Genomic DNA, 16,735 nt, shown 5'->3' with positions numbered 1-16,735 from the left:
GGGCTCACTTCGGGGGCGGACGGCCGAAGGAGGCGGTGGGCGTGCGGCCCGGGGACGACCCTGGGGACGAGCCGGACAGGGACGACGAGCGGGTGCTCGGCGTGATCGCCGCGGAGCTGCGCGGCGCCGGGCCGGCCGCCGTGCCGGAGCGGCTGTGCGCGGTGGCCGTCGCGCTGCTGCCGGTGGACGGCGCGAGCGTGTCCCTGCGCGGCGACGGCCTGCTGCCCGTGCAACTCGGCGCCTCCGGTCCGCAGGCCGCGCGGGTGGCCCAGCTCCAGGCCACCCTGGGCGACGGCCCCTGCCGCCATGTCCTGGAGGACGGCGCGCCGGTCCTCGCCCGCGACCTCGCCGCCGCCGGCTGCGCCGACCGCTGGCCCGTCTTCGCCCAGCAGGCGCTCGACGCCGGAGTGCGCGCCGTGTACGCGCTCCCCCTCGGCAGCGGCACCGTCTGCGTCGGCTCCCTCGACCTCTACCGCGACACCCCCGGCGGACTCACCGACGGCCAGCTACGGGTGGCCCGGCTCCTCGCCGGCGTCATGACGGTGGCGCTGACGGACCTGCCGTACGACCTCCGTGACGGCGACGAACCCTGGCTCAGCGGACTGGCCGCCGACCACGACCGTGTCCACCAGGCCGTCGGCATGATCATGGCCCAGCTCGGCATCGGCGCCGACGAGGCCCTGGCCCGGCTGCGCGCCGACGCCTTCGCCCACGGCCGCACGGCCCCGGAGGTCGCCCGGGACGTGGTCTCCCACCGCCGACGCTTCGACACGCCCTGACGCGCGACTGCCTACTCTTGACGGTCATGGACACCACCATCCTCTTCCTCACCTGCGTCGTGATCCTCGGCGTCGCGTCGATCCGGAGCCATCTCTCCCGGGCGGACCGCCGCGCCGCCCGCGTCGAGCGCAAACTCGACGCGGTGATGCGGCACTTGGACCTCCACGAGGAGATACCGGGGAGAGACGAGATCCTCGCCCTCGTACGGCAGGGCAAGAAGATCCAGGCGATCAAGCGCTACCGCGAGACCACGGGCGCGGACCTGGTCGAGGCCAAGCAGGCCGTGGACCGCTTGAGCTGAGCCGGCGGCCGGCCCCGGGGGAGTTCCCGGGCGCCGGCGGCCGTCAGACCCGTACCCGCGCCTGCCGGCCGACGTCCGCCAGGCGGTCCGCGCCGAGCTGGGTCATCGCCTGGGTGACCTCGGGAAGGACCGGGCCGAGGCCGCCGTGGGTGAGGGTGATCGTGTCCTCGCCGACACGGACCGCCGCGAGGTGCACGGTGAGGTACGCCGGGACTCCGCCGGACGCCTCCCCGGTCATCGTCAGCAGCAGTCCCGCCCGCGCGTCACCGGCCTCCGGCAGCGGGAGCTCCATCACCTCGACGAGCCGGGCACCGGCCCGGGTGGCCGTCGCCTCGAACCGCTCGCACTTCTCCGGCAGCGTCCTCATCCAGTCCAGGACACGGTCCACGTCGGCGGACGGGTACGCGGCGACCTGGTAGCGGAGCTGGGAGTCGTTGGAGGCGTCGTCGAGCAGGGCGGTGGCGCTCGGCCCGGCCGGCGGACCGAACGGCTCCTCCGTGTAGAGGACGTCGAGCAGCCGGTGGCAGTCGGCGTTCTCCGCCTTCGCCTTGAGCATCCCGTCCCGCCAGGTCGCCGCGCCCCGGCTCGCCGTCCACGGCTCCCCCAGGTCCGTCTCCGTGATCAGCGCCGCCCGCAGCTGCTCCTCGCTCAGCGCCTGGGCGGAGGGCGAGGGCCGGGCGGCGGGGGAGGCCGCGGGCGCGGAGACCGACGGGGGTTCGGACACGCCCGCGGGCAGCGCGCGCGGCACGTCCCGGTCGCCGGCCATGCACGCCACCGCGGTCAGCAGGGCCGTCACCGACAGCACGGCGGCGAGGAGGGTGCGGGCGGCGGCCGGGGCATGGGTCATCGGGGGTGCCTCCTGGGGGAACCGGGCCGTCCACGAGCGGACGTCCTTCTACGGCACCACCGGGCCGCCCGCCCCACCAGCGCGGCGGTCCGTCCGGGTGAGCCCCCGGAGGGAAGACGGCTCACCCGCCGCGCACCCCCTGCCGCCGGGCCCGCGGACGAGGCGTCCGGGCCCGGCGAGGGCAGCCTCGGCGCCCGGATCCACCAGGCCCGGCCGGTGCCGTACCGGGCGGCGCCCGGGAGGCCGGGGGCGGGCTGCCGGCCGTGCGGCTGAGGGACGGGAGGCGGCCCGCGTCCTGCCCGCGGGGAGATCCTGCGGCAGATCGCGGAACGGTCGGCGCGGCGGGGCGCGGCACCGGTTTCCGGGAATCCGCACAGGGCCACGGCGTGCCTGGCGTCCTGCCTGTGGGGAGATCCTGCGGTGGGTCGTGGGTCGCGGATCGCGGAACGGTCGGCGCGCCGGGGCGCGGCACCGGTCTTCGGGAATCCGCACGGGGCCACGGTGTGCCCGGGAAGGGGGCCCCTCCGGCCGCCGGTCGAGGACACCCCGGCTCCACGAGGGCGCCCGGTCACCGGTCCGACTGCGGCAAACGGGGGTGAAAGCGTCGTACGTCACACCCGTCGGGAATGGCTCCCCGCTTCCGGTGTGTTCGCTTTTACGGTGAAGCGGACAGATTCTCTGCCGGTACCCGCACGCACCCAGAGGAGACCGCGTGACCGACCGCACCCTCACGCCCGACCCCCGGCCGCCGCACCCCGCCCCCGACGCCACGCCCGACCTCTCCTCCAAGGACCCCGACTGGTGGCGGCAGGCCGTCGTCTACCAGGTCTACCCCCGCAGCTTCGCCGACGCCGACGGCGACGGACTCGGTGACCTGCGCGGCATCACCCGGCGCCTCACCCACCTCGCCGCCCTCGGCGTCGACGCCCTGTGGATGAGCCCCTTCTACCCCTCCGAGCTCGCCGACGGCGGCTACGACGTCGCCGACCCGCGCGACGTCGACCCCCGCCTGGGCACCCTCGACGACTTCGACGCGCTCGTCGCCGAGGCCCACCGGCTCGGCCTGAAGGTGATCGTCGACATCGTCCCCAACCACAGCTCCCACCAGCACGTCTGGTTCCAGGAGGCGCTGCGCGCCGGACCCGGCTCCCCCGCCCGCGACCGCTACGTCTTCCGCGACGGCAAGGGGGAGCGGGGCGAGCTGCCGCCCACCGACTGGCAGTCCGTGTTCGGCGGCAGCGCCTGGCAGCGGGTCCCGGACGGACAGTGGTACCTGCACCTGTTCGCCGCCGAGCAGCCCGACCTCAACTGGGGCCACCCGGACGTCCGCGCCGACGTCCGCACCACCCTGCGGTTCTGGTCCGACCGGGGCGTGGACGGCTTCCGCGTGGACGTCGCGCACGCCCTCGCCAAGGACCTCGACGAGCCGCTGCGCGACCTCGGATCCCCCGAACTGAGCGGCGAGGCCGCCCTCGCCGACTTCGCGCCGGGCACCCACCCCTTCTACGACCGGGACGAGGTGCACGAGATCTACCGCGACTGGCGCAAGATCCTCGACGCCTACTCCCCGCCCCGGATGGCCGTCGCCGAGGCCTGGGTCCCCGGCGCCCGGCGCGCCCTGTACGCCCGTCCGGACGAACTCGGCCAGGCCTTCAACTTCGAGTACCTCCAGGCCGGGTGGGACGCGGAGGAGCTGCGCCAGGTCATCACGGACTCGCTGGAGACCGCACACGCCGCCGGCGCCTCGGCGACCTGGGTGCTCTCCAACCACGACGTCGTCCGGCACGCCTCCCGCCTGATGCTGCCGCCGGACACGGACGAGAACGCCTGGCTGCTGTCCGGCGGCCACGCCCCCGCCGTCGACCCGGCCGCCGGTCTGCGCAGGGCCCGCGCCGCCACCCTGCTGATGCTGGCGCTTCCCGGCTCGGCCTACCTCTACCAGGGTGAGGAGCTGGGCCTGCCCGAGGTCGCCGACCTGCCCACCGAGGTCCTCCAGGACCCGATCTGGGAACAGACCGGGCACGTCCGCAAGGGCCGCGACGGGTGCCGGGTGCCGCTGCCGTGGACGACGACCGGTCCGTCGTACGGCTTCGGGGCGGCCGGTGCCTGGCTGCCGCAGCCGCCGTCCTTCGCCGCGTACGCCGTCGAGGCGCAGGACGGGGTCGAGGGCTCGACCCTGGAGCTGTACCGCACGGCCCTGCGCACCCGCCGCAAGCTGCTCGACGGCGAGACGCTGACCTGGGCGGAGGAGACCCCGGCGGGGGTCCTGCAGTTCGACCGCGGCGACGGCTGGCGCTGCGTGACCAACCTGTCCGCCGGCCCGGTCTCCCTCCCGGCGGGCGAGGTCCTGCTGACCAGCGCGCCCCTGGAGGATGGCCGGCTGGGCCCCGACACGACGGCCTGGCTGGGCCGCTGACCCGCACACCGCCCCGGCCCGCCGGGCGCCGGGGCGGTCAGGGCAGGCCCGTGACCGGGGCCGTGACCGGCCGGCCCTCCAGCCTCCGCGCCCCTCCCGCCGTCCGGTCCGGAAGCGGCCTTGGCGCCCGGCCCACCCGTACGGCCGTTCCGTACGGGCGGCCCGCGCGGACACCCCGGCAGAATCGGCTCCGGGGGTGTCCGTGACGGCCGTACAGGGAGCCCGCCGACGATGAACAGGTCCAGCAGGACAGCGGCGGCCGCCGTGCTGACGGCGGCCGCGATCCTCGCGGGTGCGTGGCCGGCGGGCGGGGCGTCCGCCGCCGGGGGCGCCCCGGCGGCACGCGACCGGGTCCTCTGGGGCGAGGTGACGATCCCGCCCGGCCGGGACGGCGTCGTCGAGGCCGCCGGGCTCACCGGCCCCGCCCTCGGCGCCGGTTCCACCCTGACCCTGACCGCCCCCGCCGGGGCCCGGGCGACGGGTGTCCCCCTCGACGACCCCGGCTACCGGGGCGCCGTGGCCGCCGACGGCCGGAGCGCCGTCTACACCGCGGTCTCGGCGGAGCGGCCCTGGCGGGCGGGCACCTTCCCCTTCGTGCTGGCGGTGCCCGCGGACGCGGTGCCCGGGACCCGGCTGGACGGATGCGCCCTGCGGCTCGCGGACGCGGCGGGCACGGTCCGGGCGGCCGGCGGCTGTCAGGTGACGGTGGGGCTGGAGGAGCCGGCCCTGACCCGCCCGGAGTCCGGTGTGCCGCTGGGCGCGCGGCCGGTGATCGCCGGTACGGCCCACCCGGGCGCGCGGATCACCGTCTCCGACAAGGACGGCCGCGAGGTGTGCGCCGGCACGGCGGGGGCCGACGGCCGCTGGAGCTGCGCTCCCGGTTCCGCCCTCCCGGACGGCCCCAACCGGCTCCAGGCCACCGCCGCCCTGAACGGTGTGAGCGCGCCGAGCGAGCAGATCCAGATCACCGTGGGGGACGCCGCCCCCGCCCGGTGACGTCACACGTGCCCGGGGCCTCCGCTGCCGAAGCCGCCGCTGGAGCCGGGCAGCCAGCGTTTGCGCTGCTGGTCCTTGCCCGTCCTGGTGGCGGAGTGATGGAGCTCGTAGGGCATGAGCCGTGAGCCGGTCCGCGACATGTCCGGCATCTCGTCCGGCTCCCGCATCTCCCGCATCTCGCGGACCGCGCCGCCGTCCGGCAGTCTCGGCTGGTCCTCCGGGGTGGGGCGGGGCTCCTCCCGGTCCATGTACCGCATCCCGACACGTACGGCCCAGATCAGCGCACCGGCCACGATCAGCCCGCCGATGAAGGCCGCGAAGACGGCCCACCGGTGCGTGTCCGCGGCCAGAACTACATACGTTGCCGTGTTCATGCTTCCGAGTATGGATGAAGAAATGGGATAAAGCGCCCGGAATGTCCGACCCTGTCACGCGCGTGGCCCGTCCCGGTGGGCGCCCGCCGGGACGGCATGACAGATTGCGCCCAGAGGAAGGCCGGGACGGGCCGTCGCGTCCCCACGTGTGCAGCTCGGGGCCCGCTCCCGGCCTTCCCGCCCCCACACGCACCTGCCCGGCGCTGTCTTCACCGGGCGGGGGCCCGGGGCCTCACCGGCCGTCGTCGCTCACCGAGCCGGCACCGGCGGGATGCTCCGCGCGGCCGCGGCCGCCGCGGCTGCCGGGAGCGGGCGCGGCCGTCGTACGCGTCCCGGCGCAGGACATCTGCCGTCGCCGCGGCAGATTTTCCACCGGGCCGACTAGAGTTCCCCCGTGGGGAACCCGTCCCCGTGGCGGACCGTGCCCACCGTGGTCCGCGGAAAGGTGCGTATGACCGCGGAAAGTCAGCCGTACGCCGACGGCCGGCAGCCGGACCAGGACCGGCTCCCCGTCGCCGACCGGCTCGACGACGACCATTTCCCGGCCTACACCATGGGCAGGGCCGCCGAACTGGTCGGAGCCACACCCGCTTTCCTCCGCGCCCTGGGCGAGGCGCGGCTGATCACCCCGACGCGTTCGGAGGGCGGCCACCGCCGCTACTCGCGCCACCAGCTGAGGCTGGCCGTCCGGGCCCGCGAACTGGTCGACCAGGGCACACCGGTCGACGCCGCGTGCCGCATCATCAGCCTCGAGGACCAGCTGGAACAGGCCGAACGCGCCAACGAGGAGCTGCGCCGGAGCGACACGGGGGCGGTCCGCGGACGCCGTTGAAAATCTGCCCCCGCCGAAACAGTATTTCCACTCCCGCTGAAGAAAATCTCTTTCCCTAAACACGCCGCCGGCGTTTTATTCCAGTGATTTTCCTCGCTTGCCGTCGAGTTCTTCCGTGCTAGGCTGACGTCAGTTGCAGTTGTGGTTGCCAGTTTGCTACCGGGTCTCCGGGCAGGTGATCATCGCGACGATGAAGGGATTCGTAAAGTGCGGGTCCCAGCACTGTCTCAGGAGAATTGATATGGCCACCGGTACGGTGAAGTGGTTCAACTCGGAAAAGGGCTTCGGCTTCATCGAGCAGGACGGCGGCGGCGCCGACGTGTTCGCCCACTACTCGAACATCGCCACCTCGGGCTTCCGTGAGCTCCAGGAAGGCCAGAAGGTGAGCTTCGACGTCACGCAGGGCCAGAAGGGCCCGCAGGCGGAGAACATCGTCCCCGCCTGATCACCGGCGCAGGGATCGTAAGGGCAGGGGCCCGCACTTCGGTGCGGGCCCCTGTTCTTTGTTTTCCCGCCTCTCCCGCCGCTTTCCGCCCGCATTTCACGCGCGGGATCGCGGGATCAACGCGACCGCAGCCCTTTCGCCCGCAGCGCGTCCACCGCGATCCGCGCCGCCGTGCCGATCACCGCGTCGGCCGCCGGAAGGGTGGCCGCGGTGTGCGCGGTCCGGGTGAACACGGCGACGGCGTAACGGCCCCCGTCCGGATACTCGACGACACCGACCTCGTTGCGCAGGGTCGGCAGGCTGCCGGTCTTCCCGGCGACGTGCACGTCGTCGAACGGGAAACCCGACGCCAGACGGTGCGGCCACACCTGCAGCCCCAGGATCCGCCGGACGGCCGCGCCGTGCTCCGGCGTACACGCCTCGTCCCGCCACACGGCGGCCAGCAGCCGGGTCATGTCGCGCGGTGTGCTGCGGTTGGTGCGAGCCGGGTCGAGCGCCCGCAACCGGGTGATGACCCGCGGGTCGGCGAGCGCCCGGGCCCCGTCGGGACCGGCGTCCTCCTTGATGGTGGCGAGCATCTCGCCGAAGGAGTGGACGGCGAGCGTCCGCGTGAGGCCCAGCCGGGCCGTCGTCGCGTTGACGGCGTCGAGGCCCACCCGGCGCAGCAGCAGGTCGGCGGCGGCGTTGTCGCTGACCGCCATCATCAGGAACGCCAGGTCGCGCAGGGACATCCGGACCGCGTCCAGCATGGCGGCGACCCCGGTGGGACCCGTGGTGCGCCCGGCGGGCGGGCACTCCACCTGCTCGGTGAGGTCCAGCAGGCCCGCCGCCGCCTGTTCGTGCAGCGTGACCAGGACACACAGCTTGTGGACACTGGCCGTGGGGACCGGCTGGTCCGCCCCGGCGTCGAGCTGCGCCCCGGAGTCGATGTCGAGCGCGTGCAGCCGGCCGGTGACCCCGGCGTCGGCGAAGGCCGCGTGGATGCGGGCGAGGGCGTCGGTCACAGCCACCACTCCGATGCCGGGCGCAGGTGCAGCGGGCGGGTCGGTACGTCGGGGGTCGCGCCGGCGGTGGTGCGCAGGGCGTGCGTGGCCGCCTCGGCGAAGGCGTGCACGGCGGCGTCGCCGCGCCCCCTGGACCAGGCGGCGGAGTGTCGCAGCGCCGGCGCCCCGCCGGTCAGCGGCCGCCATACGACGTCCGGTTCCCCGCCCTCCGGGGGCGGCGGCAGGGTGTCGCGCGGGCACAGGGCGACGGCCCCGGTGGAGAGCACCAGACCGCGTACGAAGCTGGCGCCCTGGCCGTGACGTACGGCAGCCGGGGTGAAGCCGCCCCGGGCGCAGGTGGTCAGCAGGTCGTCGTAGAGGGCGGGGGCCGCGGCGCGCGGGAACAGGATCAGGTCGTGGCCGGCCAGCGCGACCAGCGGTACCGCGTCGAACCCGGCCGCCCCGGCCGAACGCGGCAACAGCACCCCGAGCTCGCGCCGCAGCACCGGGCCCAGCTCCAGACCGGAGACGTCACACGGGTGGTGGACGACACCGACGTCCAGTTCGTGGGCCGCGAGCCGGGCGAGCTGCTGTGCGGTGGGCAGCTCGTGCAGCTCCAGCTCCAGGCCGTCGTGACGGCGCCCGAAGTCGGCGAGCAGGGCGGCGACGGTCTCGCCGGAGAGGTCCGGGGGCAGCGCCGCCCGCAGCAGCCCGGTCTCGCCGTCGCGCACCCGGCGCGCGGTCGCCAGGAACGACTCGGAACGGGCGAGGAGTTCCCGGGCCTCGGCCAGCAGCAGCCGCCCCGCCTCGGTGATCGTCACCTGCCGGCTGGTCCGCTCGAACAGCCGCACGCCCAGCTCCCGTTCCAGCCGCTGGATGCGCTGCGACAGCGGCGGCTGGGCCATCCCCAGACGGGTCGCGGCACGCCCGAAGTGTGACTCTTCCGCAACAGCCACGAAGCACTCCAGGTGCCGCACCAGGTCCACGACCAGTAACGATATCGGATACTGATCGATCCATGATCGATAGCGGTCTTGGACATACGCCCTTCACCGCTGCTGTTGTCGGCGCATGAGTCCTCACACCGACTTTCCCCCTGCCGCCCCCCGACGTCACCGTCCACGCAGAACGGTGAAGGCCCTCACCGCCGTGGCGGTGGTGGCCGTGGTCACCGCCGGCGGGATGTACGCGGCCGGCCTCGGCCCCTTCGGGGAGGAGACCGGCCCCGACCCGGAGGCGGTGGCCGAGGCCCGCGCCTTCCTCGCCGACTGGGCCGCCGGACGCCTGCCCGACGCGGCCGCCCGGACGACCGGACCCGACCGTGCGGAGGAGGTGCTGCGGAGTTTCACCGCCGGGCTCGACATCGAGAAGCCGAAGCTCACGGCCGGGAAGCCGGAGGAGACCGGAGACGGCACGGTCACCGTGCCCTTCACCGCGCGGATGCCCGTCAAGGGCCTCGGCACCTGGACGTACGACTCGAAGCTGCCGCTGCGGGAGCAGGACGGCGGCTGGAAAGTGGACTGGAAGCTGTCGCTGGTCCACCCGCGGCTCAGCGACACGGAGAAGTTCCGCCTGGAACGGGAGGAGACCGAGCCGGTCGAGGCCACCGACCGCGACGGCGCCACCCTGTCGGGCGCCACCCACCCCTCCCTCGCCCCCGTGCTCGCTCAGCTCGCCGGCGGCGGGAACGGCGGCGGGCCGCGCGGCGCGGTGCGGCTCGTCGACCGGGCCACGGGGAAGGTGGAACGCACGGAGGCGTCCTTCGGCGGCGAGGGCACCCGCAAGGACGACGGCCCCGTCCGCACCACCCTCGACGCCGACTGGCAGTCCGCCGCCGAACGCGCCCTCGCCGAGGCCGACGGCAAGAACGCCGCGCTCGTCGCCCTGCGCGTCGACGACGGCGAGATCCTGGCCGTGGCCAACTCGCCCGCCTCCGGCTTCAACCGCGCCGTCTCCGGCACCTACGCCCCCGGCTCCACCTGGAAGATCGTCACCAGCGGCGCCCTGCTGCTGAAGGGCGCGGTCGCCCCGGACGACGTCGTGGACTGCCCCCGATACCTCACCGTCGGCAAGCGGTTCCAGAACGTGGAGACCTCCGAACACCCGGGCGCCACCTTCCGCAAGGACTTCACCGAGTCCTGCAACACCGCGTTCATCAGCCTGCGCGACAGGCTGGGCGAGGGAGAGCTCGGGGAGGTGGCGAGGAAGTACTTCGGCGTCGGCCAGACCTGGCACGTGGGCGTTCCGTCGTACGACGGTTCCGTGCCGGTGCCCCGGGACGCGACGGAGAAGGCCGCGTCGATGATCGGGCAGGGCCGGGTCCAGGCCAACCCGCTGATCATGGCGTCGGTCACCGCGACCGCCGTGTCCGGCACCTTCCACCAGCCCTCGCTCGTCGACGGCACCGAGGACGAGACCACCACGACCCCGCTGCCGCCGGAGGTCGTCACCCAGCTCCGCGAGCTGATGCGGGCGACCGTCACCGAGGGAACCACGCGCGTCCTGGCGGACCTGCCCGGCGACATCGGCGCCAAGACCGGCACCGCGGAGGTCTCCGAGGAGCAGGACAACAACGGCTGGATGGTCGCCCACCGGGGCGATGTCGCCGTGGCCTGCGTGGTCGAGGAGGGCGTCACCGGGGGCGGCTCGGCCGGACCGGTGATCCATTCCCTGCTGTCCGCCGTACCCGAGTCCTGAGCTGCCCGCCGTACTCGCGTCCTGACCGCACCGTCCTGACCGCACCGTCCTGACCGCACCGCCCGAAAGGGACCCCCATGACCGAACCCCTCTCCCGCCGCGCGATCCTGCTGGCCGCGGCCCTCGCCCCCGTGGCGGGATGCGCCACCGGTACCCCGGCGCGCGAGCGCGGCCCGGCGGGCCCGGTACCGAGCCGCACCTCCACGCCCGCACCGGTGGACCCCCGGAGCCTCACCGACCTGGAGCGCGAGTACGGCGCCCGGCTCGGGGTGTACGCCCTCGCGACCGGGACCGGCGCCACCGTGGTCCACCGCGCCGACGAGCGTTTCGCGCTCTGCTCCACCTTCAAGACGCTCGCGGCGGCCGCGGTCCTGGACCGGCACCCGGTCCCCCGTCTGGACCGGCGCGTCACCTACACCCGGGCCGACCTCATCACCTACTCACCCGTGACCGAGAAGCACGTCGACACCGGCATGTCCCTCCGCGACCTCTGCGACGCGGCCGTACGGTACAGCGACAACACGGCCGCCAACCTGCTGCTGCGCGAGATCGGCGGCCCGCGCGCACTCACCGCCCATCTGCGCGGACTCGGCGACCGCGTGAGCCGCCTCGACCACACCGAACCCGGACTGAACGGCAACCCGCCGGGAGACCCGCGCGACACCACCAGCCCCCGGGCCGTCGCCGCCGACTACCGCGCCCTCGTCCTCGGCGACGCCCTGCCGGCCGCGAAGCGGGAGCTGCTGGCGGACTGGCTGGTCCGCAACACCACCGGCGACCTGCGCGTCCGGGCCGGTGTCCCCCGGGACTGGAAGGCCGGCGACAAGACCGGCACCGGCGAGTGGGGCCGGGCCAACGACGTCGCCGTGCTCTGGCCGCCGCACGGCGCCCCGCTGGTGATCGCCGTCCTGACCGAGCGGCCCGACCGCGAGGCCGCCGCCAGTGACGCCCTGGTCGCCGAGGCCACCCGCCGCGTGCTCGACGTCCTCGTCTGAACCGGGGGCGCGGCCTACGACGTCAGTCCTGCCTGGGCGCGGCCTGCTGGACCACCTCGAAGGACCACAGCGTGGCGTCCGTGGCCGCCGGCCGGGGCTTCTCGCCCTCCGCCCCGCCGTGGGCGGCCTGGGCGCGGCCGGCCATCCAGCGCTGGAAGTCCTCCTCGCTCCGCCAGCGGGTGTAGACGAGGTAGGTGTCGGTGCCTTCCACCGGACGCAGCAGCTCGAACCACTCGAACCCGTCCGAGCCCTCCACCGCCCCCGCCCGCGCGGCGAACCGCTGCTCCAGCGTCTCGCGCTGCTCCGCCGGGACCGTGAGTACGTTGATCTTCACGACGCTCATGTTCCGATTGTTCCGCAGGGCCGTTCCGGGGCGCGCGGCGGGGCGCGGCCGGTGCGGGCGCGGCCCCCCGGCGGGGGTCAGCCGAGGCAGATCACCAGGAGGCAGAGCCGCTCGGAGTCCGGCTCGGCCGCCGGTGGCGTGGACGGGGTGGAGGGGGCGGGCCGGGAGCCGGCCCCCTGGTCGGTGCCGCTGTCTCCGTCTTCGTCTCCGTCGCCGCTGCCGGTGGCCGGGGGCGTCGACGGCGTGACCGTACCGGAACCGGAGCCGGAACCGGCGCCCGGGACGGATTCCTGTTCCTGCTCCGTGTCCGAGCGCGCTCCGGAACGGGAGACGGAGTCCGGGGAGGTCGTACGCGGCTGCGACGGCACCGTCGTTTCCGGGACGGCGGCGCCGTCCGTGCGGGTGCCGGAGGGGGCGGTGGGCTCCGGTGCGGTTTCGGTGTCCGTCCGCCCGCGCCTGTCGTCGGCCGAGGGCGACGGCGCCGTACGGTCCGGGGAGGAGGCCGGGGCGTCCGGGTCGTCGTACCGGTCAACGGGCTTCTCCGCGCCGCCCATGCCCCGGAGGTCGGGTGCCGTGGCGGCCTGGGCGCGGTCCGTGCCGCCCCGGTCCAGGGAGGCGAGGGTCAGCCCGCCGCCGACGAAGGCGACGGCCGTCGCGACCAGGGCCCGCCGCTGGGTCTTCTTCCAGCGGACCAGCTGCCGCCGCCGCGCCGCCCGGCCCGTCCCCGTGGGGGTGGAGGCGGACACGGAGGCCGGCCGTGGGGCCGGGGGCGGGGCGACGGCCTCGGGCGCGGCGGCCGTCGCCGGTCCGGGGACGGTACGGCCGCCGATGACGGCAGGCGCGATGTCGGGGGCGTAGGCACCGCAGCCCGGGCAGACCAGGGCGCCGTTCAGATGCCGGCGACACGTGGAGCAGTAGTCCATCCGCTGTCTTCCTGAGTTGACGTACCGACGCCGACGCCCGCCGGGGCGAGGGATCCGGAGCAGGGGACAGCCACGCTAACGACGCTTCCGGCCCACTGTGTGCAGCCTGTGTGCCGCTCCTGCGCACATTCTCCGCGCAGTCCGCGAGAGTGCCGTGAGCATGGCTGCCGCACCCCCGCACAACGGACACAGTCACCTGGTCGCCCCGCAGCACTCGCCCGGAAGGCCCCCACGTGAACCCCCGCACCACCCCCCGCACCCGCCCCGCCCTGCTCCTGACCGCCGGACTGTCGGTCCTGTCGCTCACCGCGTGCGGTGTCGTCGGCGGGGCGGGCGACGACGCGTCCGTGTCACCGAGCAGGAGCTACGACATCACCGTGGGCCTGCTGCTGCCCGACAAGGACACGGCGCGCTTCGAGAAGTTCGACCACCCCCTCATCAGGGACCGCGTCGCGTCCCTCACCGACAAGCAGGGCGAGGTCGTCCACGCCAACGCCGAGGGCAGCAAGGACAGGCAGAGCGAGCAGTTCCGGAAGATGATCGACGACGAGGTCGACGTGATCGTGGTGAACGCGGTGGACGCCAAGGCCGTCGCGCCGGACGTGGAGAGGGCGAAGGCGGCGGGCATACCCGTCATCGCCTACGACCGTCTCGCCGAGGGCCCGATCGACGCGTACGTCTCCCACGACAACGAACTCGTCGGCCAGGTGCAGGGCCGCGCCCTCGTGAACGCGCTCGGCGAGAACGCCGAGAACAGCAAGGTCGTCATGGTGAACGGCGCGCCCGCCGACCCGAACACGGCACTGTTCCGCAAGGGCGCGCTCGGCGAACTGAACGGCAAGGTGGACATCGCCAAGTCGTACGACACCGGGAAATGGCTGCCCGAGGTCGCCGCGGAGCACATGCGCGAGGCGGTGAAGGAGGTCGGCGCCGAGAACATCGCCGCCGTCTACTCGGCGAACGACGGCATGGCCGGTGCCGTCATCGAGGTGCTCCGGGACGCGGGGGTCACCGACCTGCCGCCGGTGACCGGGCAGGACGCCGACCTGGCGGCGGTACGGCGGATCGTCTCGGGTGAGCAGTACATGACGGTGTACAAGTCGTTCCTGCTGGAGGCGACGGGGGCCGCGGACATGGCGGTGGCGAAGGTGCAGGAGCGGTCGATCCAGTTCGACGGGCTGGCGCGGGACGTGGTCGACAGCCCCACGCGCAAGGACATCCCGGCGATGCTGGTCCCGGTGGTCGCCCTCACGCGGGAGAACATCGAGGCCACGGTGGTCCAGGACGGCGTCTACACCGTCGAGGAGATCTGCGCCGGGGCGTACGCGGCGGACTGCGCGGAGATCGGCCTGACGTCGTAGCGGAAGCGGCCGGCCCCCGGGAGGAACCCGGGGGCCGGCCACTCGGGCGGTGCGGCGGTGCGGCGTGCGAGGGACGGGACGGTCAGTCGTGGCCGAAGATCCGGTGACTGCTGCCGAGGTCCAGGAAGACGGTCTCGCCGGTGGAGTCGCTCAGGCCGTCGTTGTCGGTGACGGCGTAGACGTGGCCGTTGCCGGCCACGGTGAGGCCCTCCAGCTTCTCCTGGGTCCAGCCCTTCGTGGCCCGCAGGTCGGGCAGCACGTCGTGGGCGAGCCGCTTCGGTAGGACGGGGAGGGTGTCCGCCGGGGCGGCGGCCTTCGGCAGGGGGACCGTGTAGATCCGCTTGGCCTTCGCGGCCGGGCCGTTCAGCTTGTCCCGTTCGATGACGGCGAGCCGGTTACCGACCACCGTGATCTCGGACAGCCCGATCCAGTCGCCGGCCGTGGTGGTGGTGCCGAGCCGGTAGCCGTACCAGCTCCAGGTGCCGGCCCGGACGTCGTAGCGGCCGAGCCGGACGACACCCGCCGGGTCCGTCTTCACCTCGCGCTGGAGCGCGGCCCACACGATCTCGTGGCCGCGGGCGTCGGTGGTGGCGGTGACGCCCTCGAAGCCCTGCGAGCCGAGGTGCGCGGCGACGTCCGCCGGCAGCGGGACGACCTGCCGGGTGACACCGGAGCGGTCCAGGCGGACCAGCCGGTTCCCGGCGCCGGTCTTGCCCTCGACGGCCAGCCAGAAGCCGCCCTGCGGACGGGCGAAGATCCCCTCGGCGTCGTAGCCGGCCGGGTTGCCGTCGGCGTCCTTGACGGTCAGCTCCCGCTTGACGACGGCCGGCTTGTCGCCCGCGTCGATCGTGAGGACGCGGGTGGTGGCGTACGCGGCGTCGGTGACCGTGTACAGCTCGTCGGGGCGGCCGGGGACGGCCGACAGGGCACCGAGCGCGCCCCAGGCGATCGGCGTTCCCGCGGAGTCCGGGGCGGAGACGAGGGAGGGCTGGGCCGGTGTGCCCTTGCCCAGGCGGAACAGGCTCACCGAGGCCCGCACGCCCGCGTCGGCGTCGTCCACCTCGCTGGAGACCGCCAGCAGCCCGCGCGACGGGACCGGCAGCAGCCCCTCGGGGCCGTTGGTCGTCGGCAGTACTTGCTTGAACACCGGCCGGGTGGGCCTGCTGATGTCGTACACGGCGACGAAGTTGCCGCGCTCGGAGCCGACGAAGGCGTACCGCACGCCGTCGTAGGTGGCGATCGCCAGGCCCTCCGGCTCGGTGCCCTTGTTCTCGGAGCGGCCCTCGTCGAGCAGGCCGTGGCGGGCGGCGAGGTGCTCGAAGGTGTTGCCCGCGTCCCAGACGACCTTCCCGGTGCGGCTGTCGAAGACGCTCCAGCCGCGGGTGCCGCCCTTCCAGTCGCCCTCGTTGGCGGTGGCCAGGTAGCGGTCGTCGATCCAGCCGACCGCGTCCGGCTCGCGCGGCACGTCGGTGATCGAGCCGGTCTGGTCGATCACGCCGTCCTCGATGGTGTCGATCCCGTCGACGGAGGCGGTGCCCGCGGTGAACGCCTTGGTGATCCGCCCGGTGGGCAGGTCGACGAGGACGACGCCGTTGTTCTCCTGGAGGGTCACGGCGAGCTGTCCGCGGCCGTTGACGGAGACGTACTCCGGCTCCGGGTCGGTCGGTGCGGTGATCCCGGCGGCGGTGAGCACGGGCAGCGCGGACCCGTCGGCCTTCGTCAGCGCGACCTTGCGGACGGCCCACTTCGCGGGCGAGGACCCCTTCAGGTCGACGATCCGCACGAACCCGGCGGGCGCCTGCGGCAGGTCGCCCTCCTCACCGCCGGCCGGGGCGGCCTCCTCGTCGCGCTCGTTCTCGACGGCGATGGCGGCGTACCGCTTGTCCTTGCTCAGCGCGATCGAGTCGGGCTGACCGCCGAGGTCGTGGCCGGCCACCCGGGTGCGGGTGCGCAGCGAGATGACGTCGAGGCGGCCGGAGGGCTCGGTGGAGGAGGCGCTGGTGTTCACCACGACCAGCACGTACTCCCCGACGACCGTCACGGACGTCGGCTCGTCCTCGGCGTCGCCCAGCGAGGCCAGGGACAGCGTGCCCAGGCCCTCGGGCCGGCCGGGGTCGCTGATGTCGAGGAAGCCGATCCGCCGGGCGACGGCGTCCGTGTAGACGAGCGTGCGGCCGTCCTCGCTGGTCGCCGAGATCTCGGCGACGGTCTCGGAGGCGGGGTCCTCACCGGCCGGACGGTTCTGGAAGACGGGGTAGGTCGCGGTGCGTTCGAACGCCACCGGCCGGTGCCGGCCGTGGTCCGCGCCCTTCCCGTGACCCGCGTGCGCCACGCCCGCGCCCGCCAGGGCGCCCGCGGTCACGGCCAGGGCCGCGAGCGCGGCGTGGGTTCTCTTCGGGAGCATCGTTCCTCCGGTGTGATCCACTGCGGAGCCGGATCGTC

At 74.3% G+C, this 16,735-nt stretch carries 16 protein-coding genes; 9 read left to right on the top strand and 7 right to left on the bottom strand.

Features of this window, described 5'->3' with window-relative positions:
- Window positions 1-35 precede the first annotated feature (35 nt).
- Both IH50_RS0102860 and IH50_RS0102855 read left to right on the top strand, forming a co-directional pair.
- A complete protein-coding gene (locus IH50_RS0102860; protein WP_030856834.1) occupies window positions 36-779 on the top strand; it encodes a GAF and ANTAR domain-containing protein in 744 nt (247 codons plus the stop codon).
- Between the two features lie 26 nt (window positions 780-805).
- The gene (locus tag IH50_RS0102855; protein ID WP_030856829.1) at window positions 806-1,081 is read left to right on the top strand and encodes a hypothetical protein; all 276 of its coding nucleotides are present in this window, start codon (window positions 806-808) and stop codon (window positions 1,079-1,081) included.
- A 43-nt stretch (window positions 1,082-1,124) separates the two neighbouring features.
- Here IH50_RS0102855 and IH50_RS0102850 read toward each other — a convergent pair whose 3' ends face one another.
- Window positions 1,125-1,928, bottom strand: coding sequence for a hypothetical protein (locus IH50_RS0102850; protein ID WP_030856828.1), 804 nt, complete (start codon window positions 1,926-1,928; stop codon window positions 1,125-1,127).
- Between the two features lie 712 nt (window positions 1,929-2,640).
- Between IH50_RS0102850 and IH50_RS0102845 the strand changes: the two genes are divergently transcribed.
- Both IH50_RS0102845 and IH50_RS0102840 read left to right on the top strand, forming a co-directional pair.
- Complete coding sequence (locus tag IH50_RS0102845; protein ID WP_030856825.1) at window positions 2,641-4,344, top strand: alpha-amylase family glycosyl hydrolase; 1,704 nt, start codon at window positions 2,641-2,643, stop codon at window positions 4,342-4,344.
- A gap of 231 nt (window positions 4,345-4,575) precedes the next feature.
- A complete protein-coding gene (locus IH50_RS0102840) occupies window positions 4,576-5,340 on the top strand; it encodes an Ig-like domain-containing protein (RefSeq protein ID WP_030856823.1) in 765 nt (254 codons plus the stop codon).
- Window positions 5,341-5,342: 2 nt separating this feature from the next.
- On the opposite strand, the gene IH50_RS0102835 is transcribed toward IH50_RS0102840, so the two are convergent.
- Complete coding sequence (locus tag IH50_RS0102835) at window positions 5,343-5,714, bottom strand: DUF6479 family protein (protein WP_030856821.1); 372 nt, start codon at window positions 5,712-5,714, stop codon at window positions 5,343-5,345.
- A gap of 451 nt (window positions 5,715-6,165) precedes the next feature.
- Here IH50_RS0102835 and IH50_RS0102825 point away from each other — a divergent pair, with 451 nt between their 5' ends.
- Both IH50_RS0102825 and IH50_RS0102820 read left to right on the top strand, forming a co-directional pair.
- Window positions 6,166-6,546, top strand: coding sequence for a MerR family transcriptional regulator (locus tag IH50_RS0102825; protein ID WP_030856819.1), 381 nt, complete (start codon window positions 6,166-6,168; stop codon window positions 6,544-6,546).
- A gap of 241 nt (window positions 6,547-6,787) precedes the next feature.
- Window positions 6,788-6,991 carry a cold-shock protein gene (locus IH50_RS0102820; RefSeq protein ID WP_003969786.1) on the top strand — a complete coding sequence of 68 codons (204 nt, stop codon included), beginning with the start codon at window positions 6,788-6,790 and terminating at the stop codon, window positions 6,989-6,991.
- Between the two features lie 116 nt (window positions 6,992-7,107).
- Here the strand turns inward: IH50_RS0102820 and IH50_RS0102815 are convergent, their stop codons facing one another.
- Entirely contained in the window at window positions 7,108-7,995 is an 888-nt protein-coding gene (locus tag IH50_RS0102815; protein ID WP_030856815.1) for a serine hydrolase, read from the bottom strand.
- Entirely contained in the window at window positions 7,992-8,960 is a 969-nt protein-coding gene (locus IH50_RS0102810) for a LysR family transcriptional regulator (protein WP_078913823.1), read from the bottom strand. Before IH50_RS0102810 ends, IH50_RS0102815 begins: the two co-directional genes overlap by 4 nt.
- A gap of 85 nt (window positions 8,961-9,045) precedes the next feature.
- Between IH50_RS0102810 and IH50_RS0102805 the strand changes: the two genes are divergently transcribed.
- Both IH50_RS0102805 and bla read left to right on the top strand, forming a co-directional pair.
- Window positions 9,046-10,671 carry a penicillin-binding transpeptidase domain-containing protein gene (locus tag IH50_RS0102805; RefSeq protein WP_030856811.1) on the top strand — a complete coding sequence of 542 codons (1,626 nt, stop codon included), beginning with the start codon at window positions 9,046-9,048 and terminating at the stop codon, window positions 10,669-10,671.
- A gap of 77 nt (window positions 10,672-10,748) precedes the next feature.
- Complete coding sequence (gene bla / locus IH50_RS0102800) at window positions 10,749-11,666, top strand: class A beta-lactamase (RefSeq protein ID WP_030856809.1); 918 nt, start codon at window positions 10,749-10,751, stop codon at window positions 11,664-11,666.
- Between the two features lie 22 nt (window positions 11,667-11,688).
- Here the strand turns inward: bla and IH50_RS0102795 are convergent, their stop codons facing one another.
- Both IH50_RS0102795 and IH50_RS0102790 read right to left on the bottom strand, forming a co-directional pair.
- Entirely contained in the window at window positions 11,689-12,009 is a 321-nt protein-coding gene (locus IH50_RS0102795; RefSeq protein ID WP_030856807.1) for an antibiotic biosynthesis monooxygenase family protein, read from the bottom strand.
- 77 nt (window positions 12,010-12,086) lie between these two features.
- On the bottom strand, window positions 12,087-12,932 hold the full coding sequence (locus IH50_RS0102790) for an SCO2400 family protein (protein ID WP_030856805.1): 846 nt from the start codon (window positions 12,930-12,932) through the stop codon (window positions 12,087-12,089).
- A 233-nt stretch (window positions 12,933-13,165) separates the two neighbouring features.
- On the opposite strand from IH50_RS0102790, the gene IH50_RS0102785 reads away from it, so the two are divergent.
- Complete coding sequence (locus IH50_RS0102785) at window positions 13,166-14,293, top strand: sugar ABC transporter substrate-binding protein (protein ID WP_030856803.1); 1,128 nt, start codon at window positions 13,166-13,168, stop codon at window positions 14,291-14,293.
- A gap of 82 nt (window positions 14,294-14,375) precedes the next feature.
- Here the strand turns inward: IH50_RS0102785 and IH50_RS0102780 are convergent, their stop codons facing one another.
- On the bottom strand, window positions 14,376-16,697 hold the full coding sequence (locus IH50_RS0102780; RefSeq protein ID WP_030856801.1) for an esterase-like activity of phytase family protein: 2,322 nt from the start codon (window positions 16,695-16,697) through the stop codon (window positions 14,376-14,378).
- Between the last annotated feature and the right edge of the window lie 38 nt (window positions 16,698-16,735).

This window comes from Streptomyces sp. NRRL S-37 (genome assembly GCF_000721605.1).
Classification (GTDB): domain Bacteria; phylum Actinomycetota; class Actinomycetes; order Streptomycetales; family Streptomycetaceae; genus Streptomyces.
Note: the sequence above shows the minus strand (reverse complement) of the source record. Positions and strands in the feature narration are given on the sequence as shown.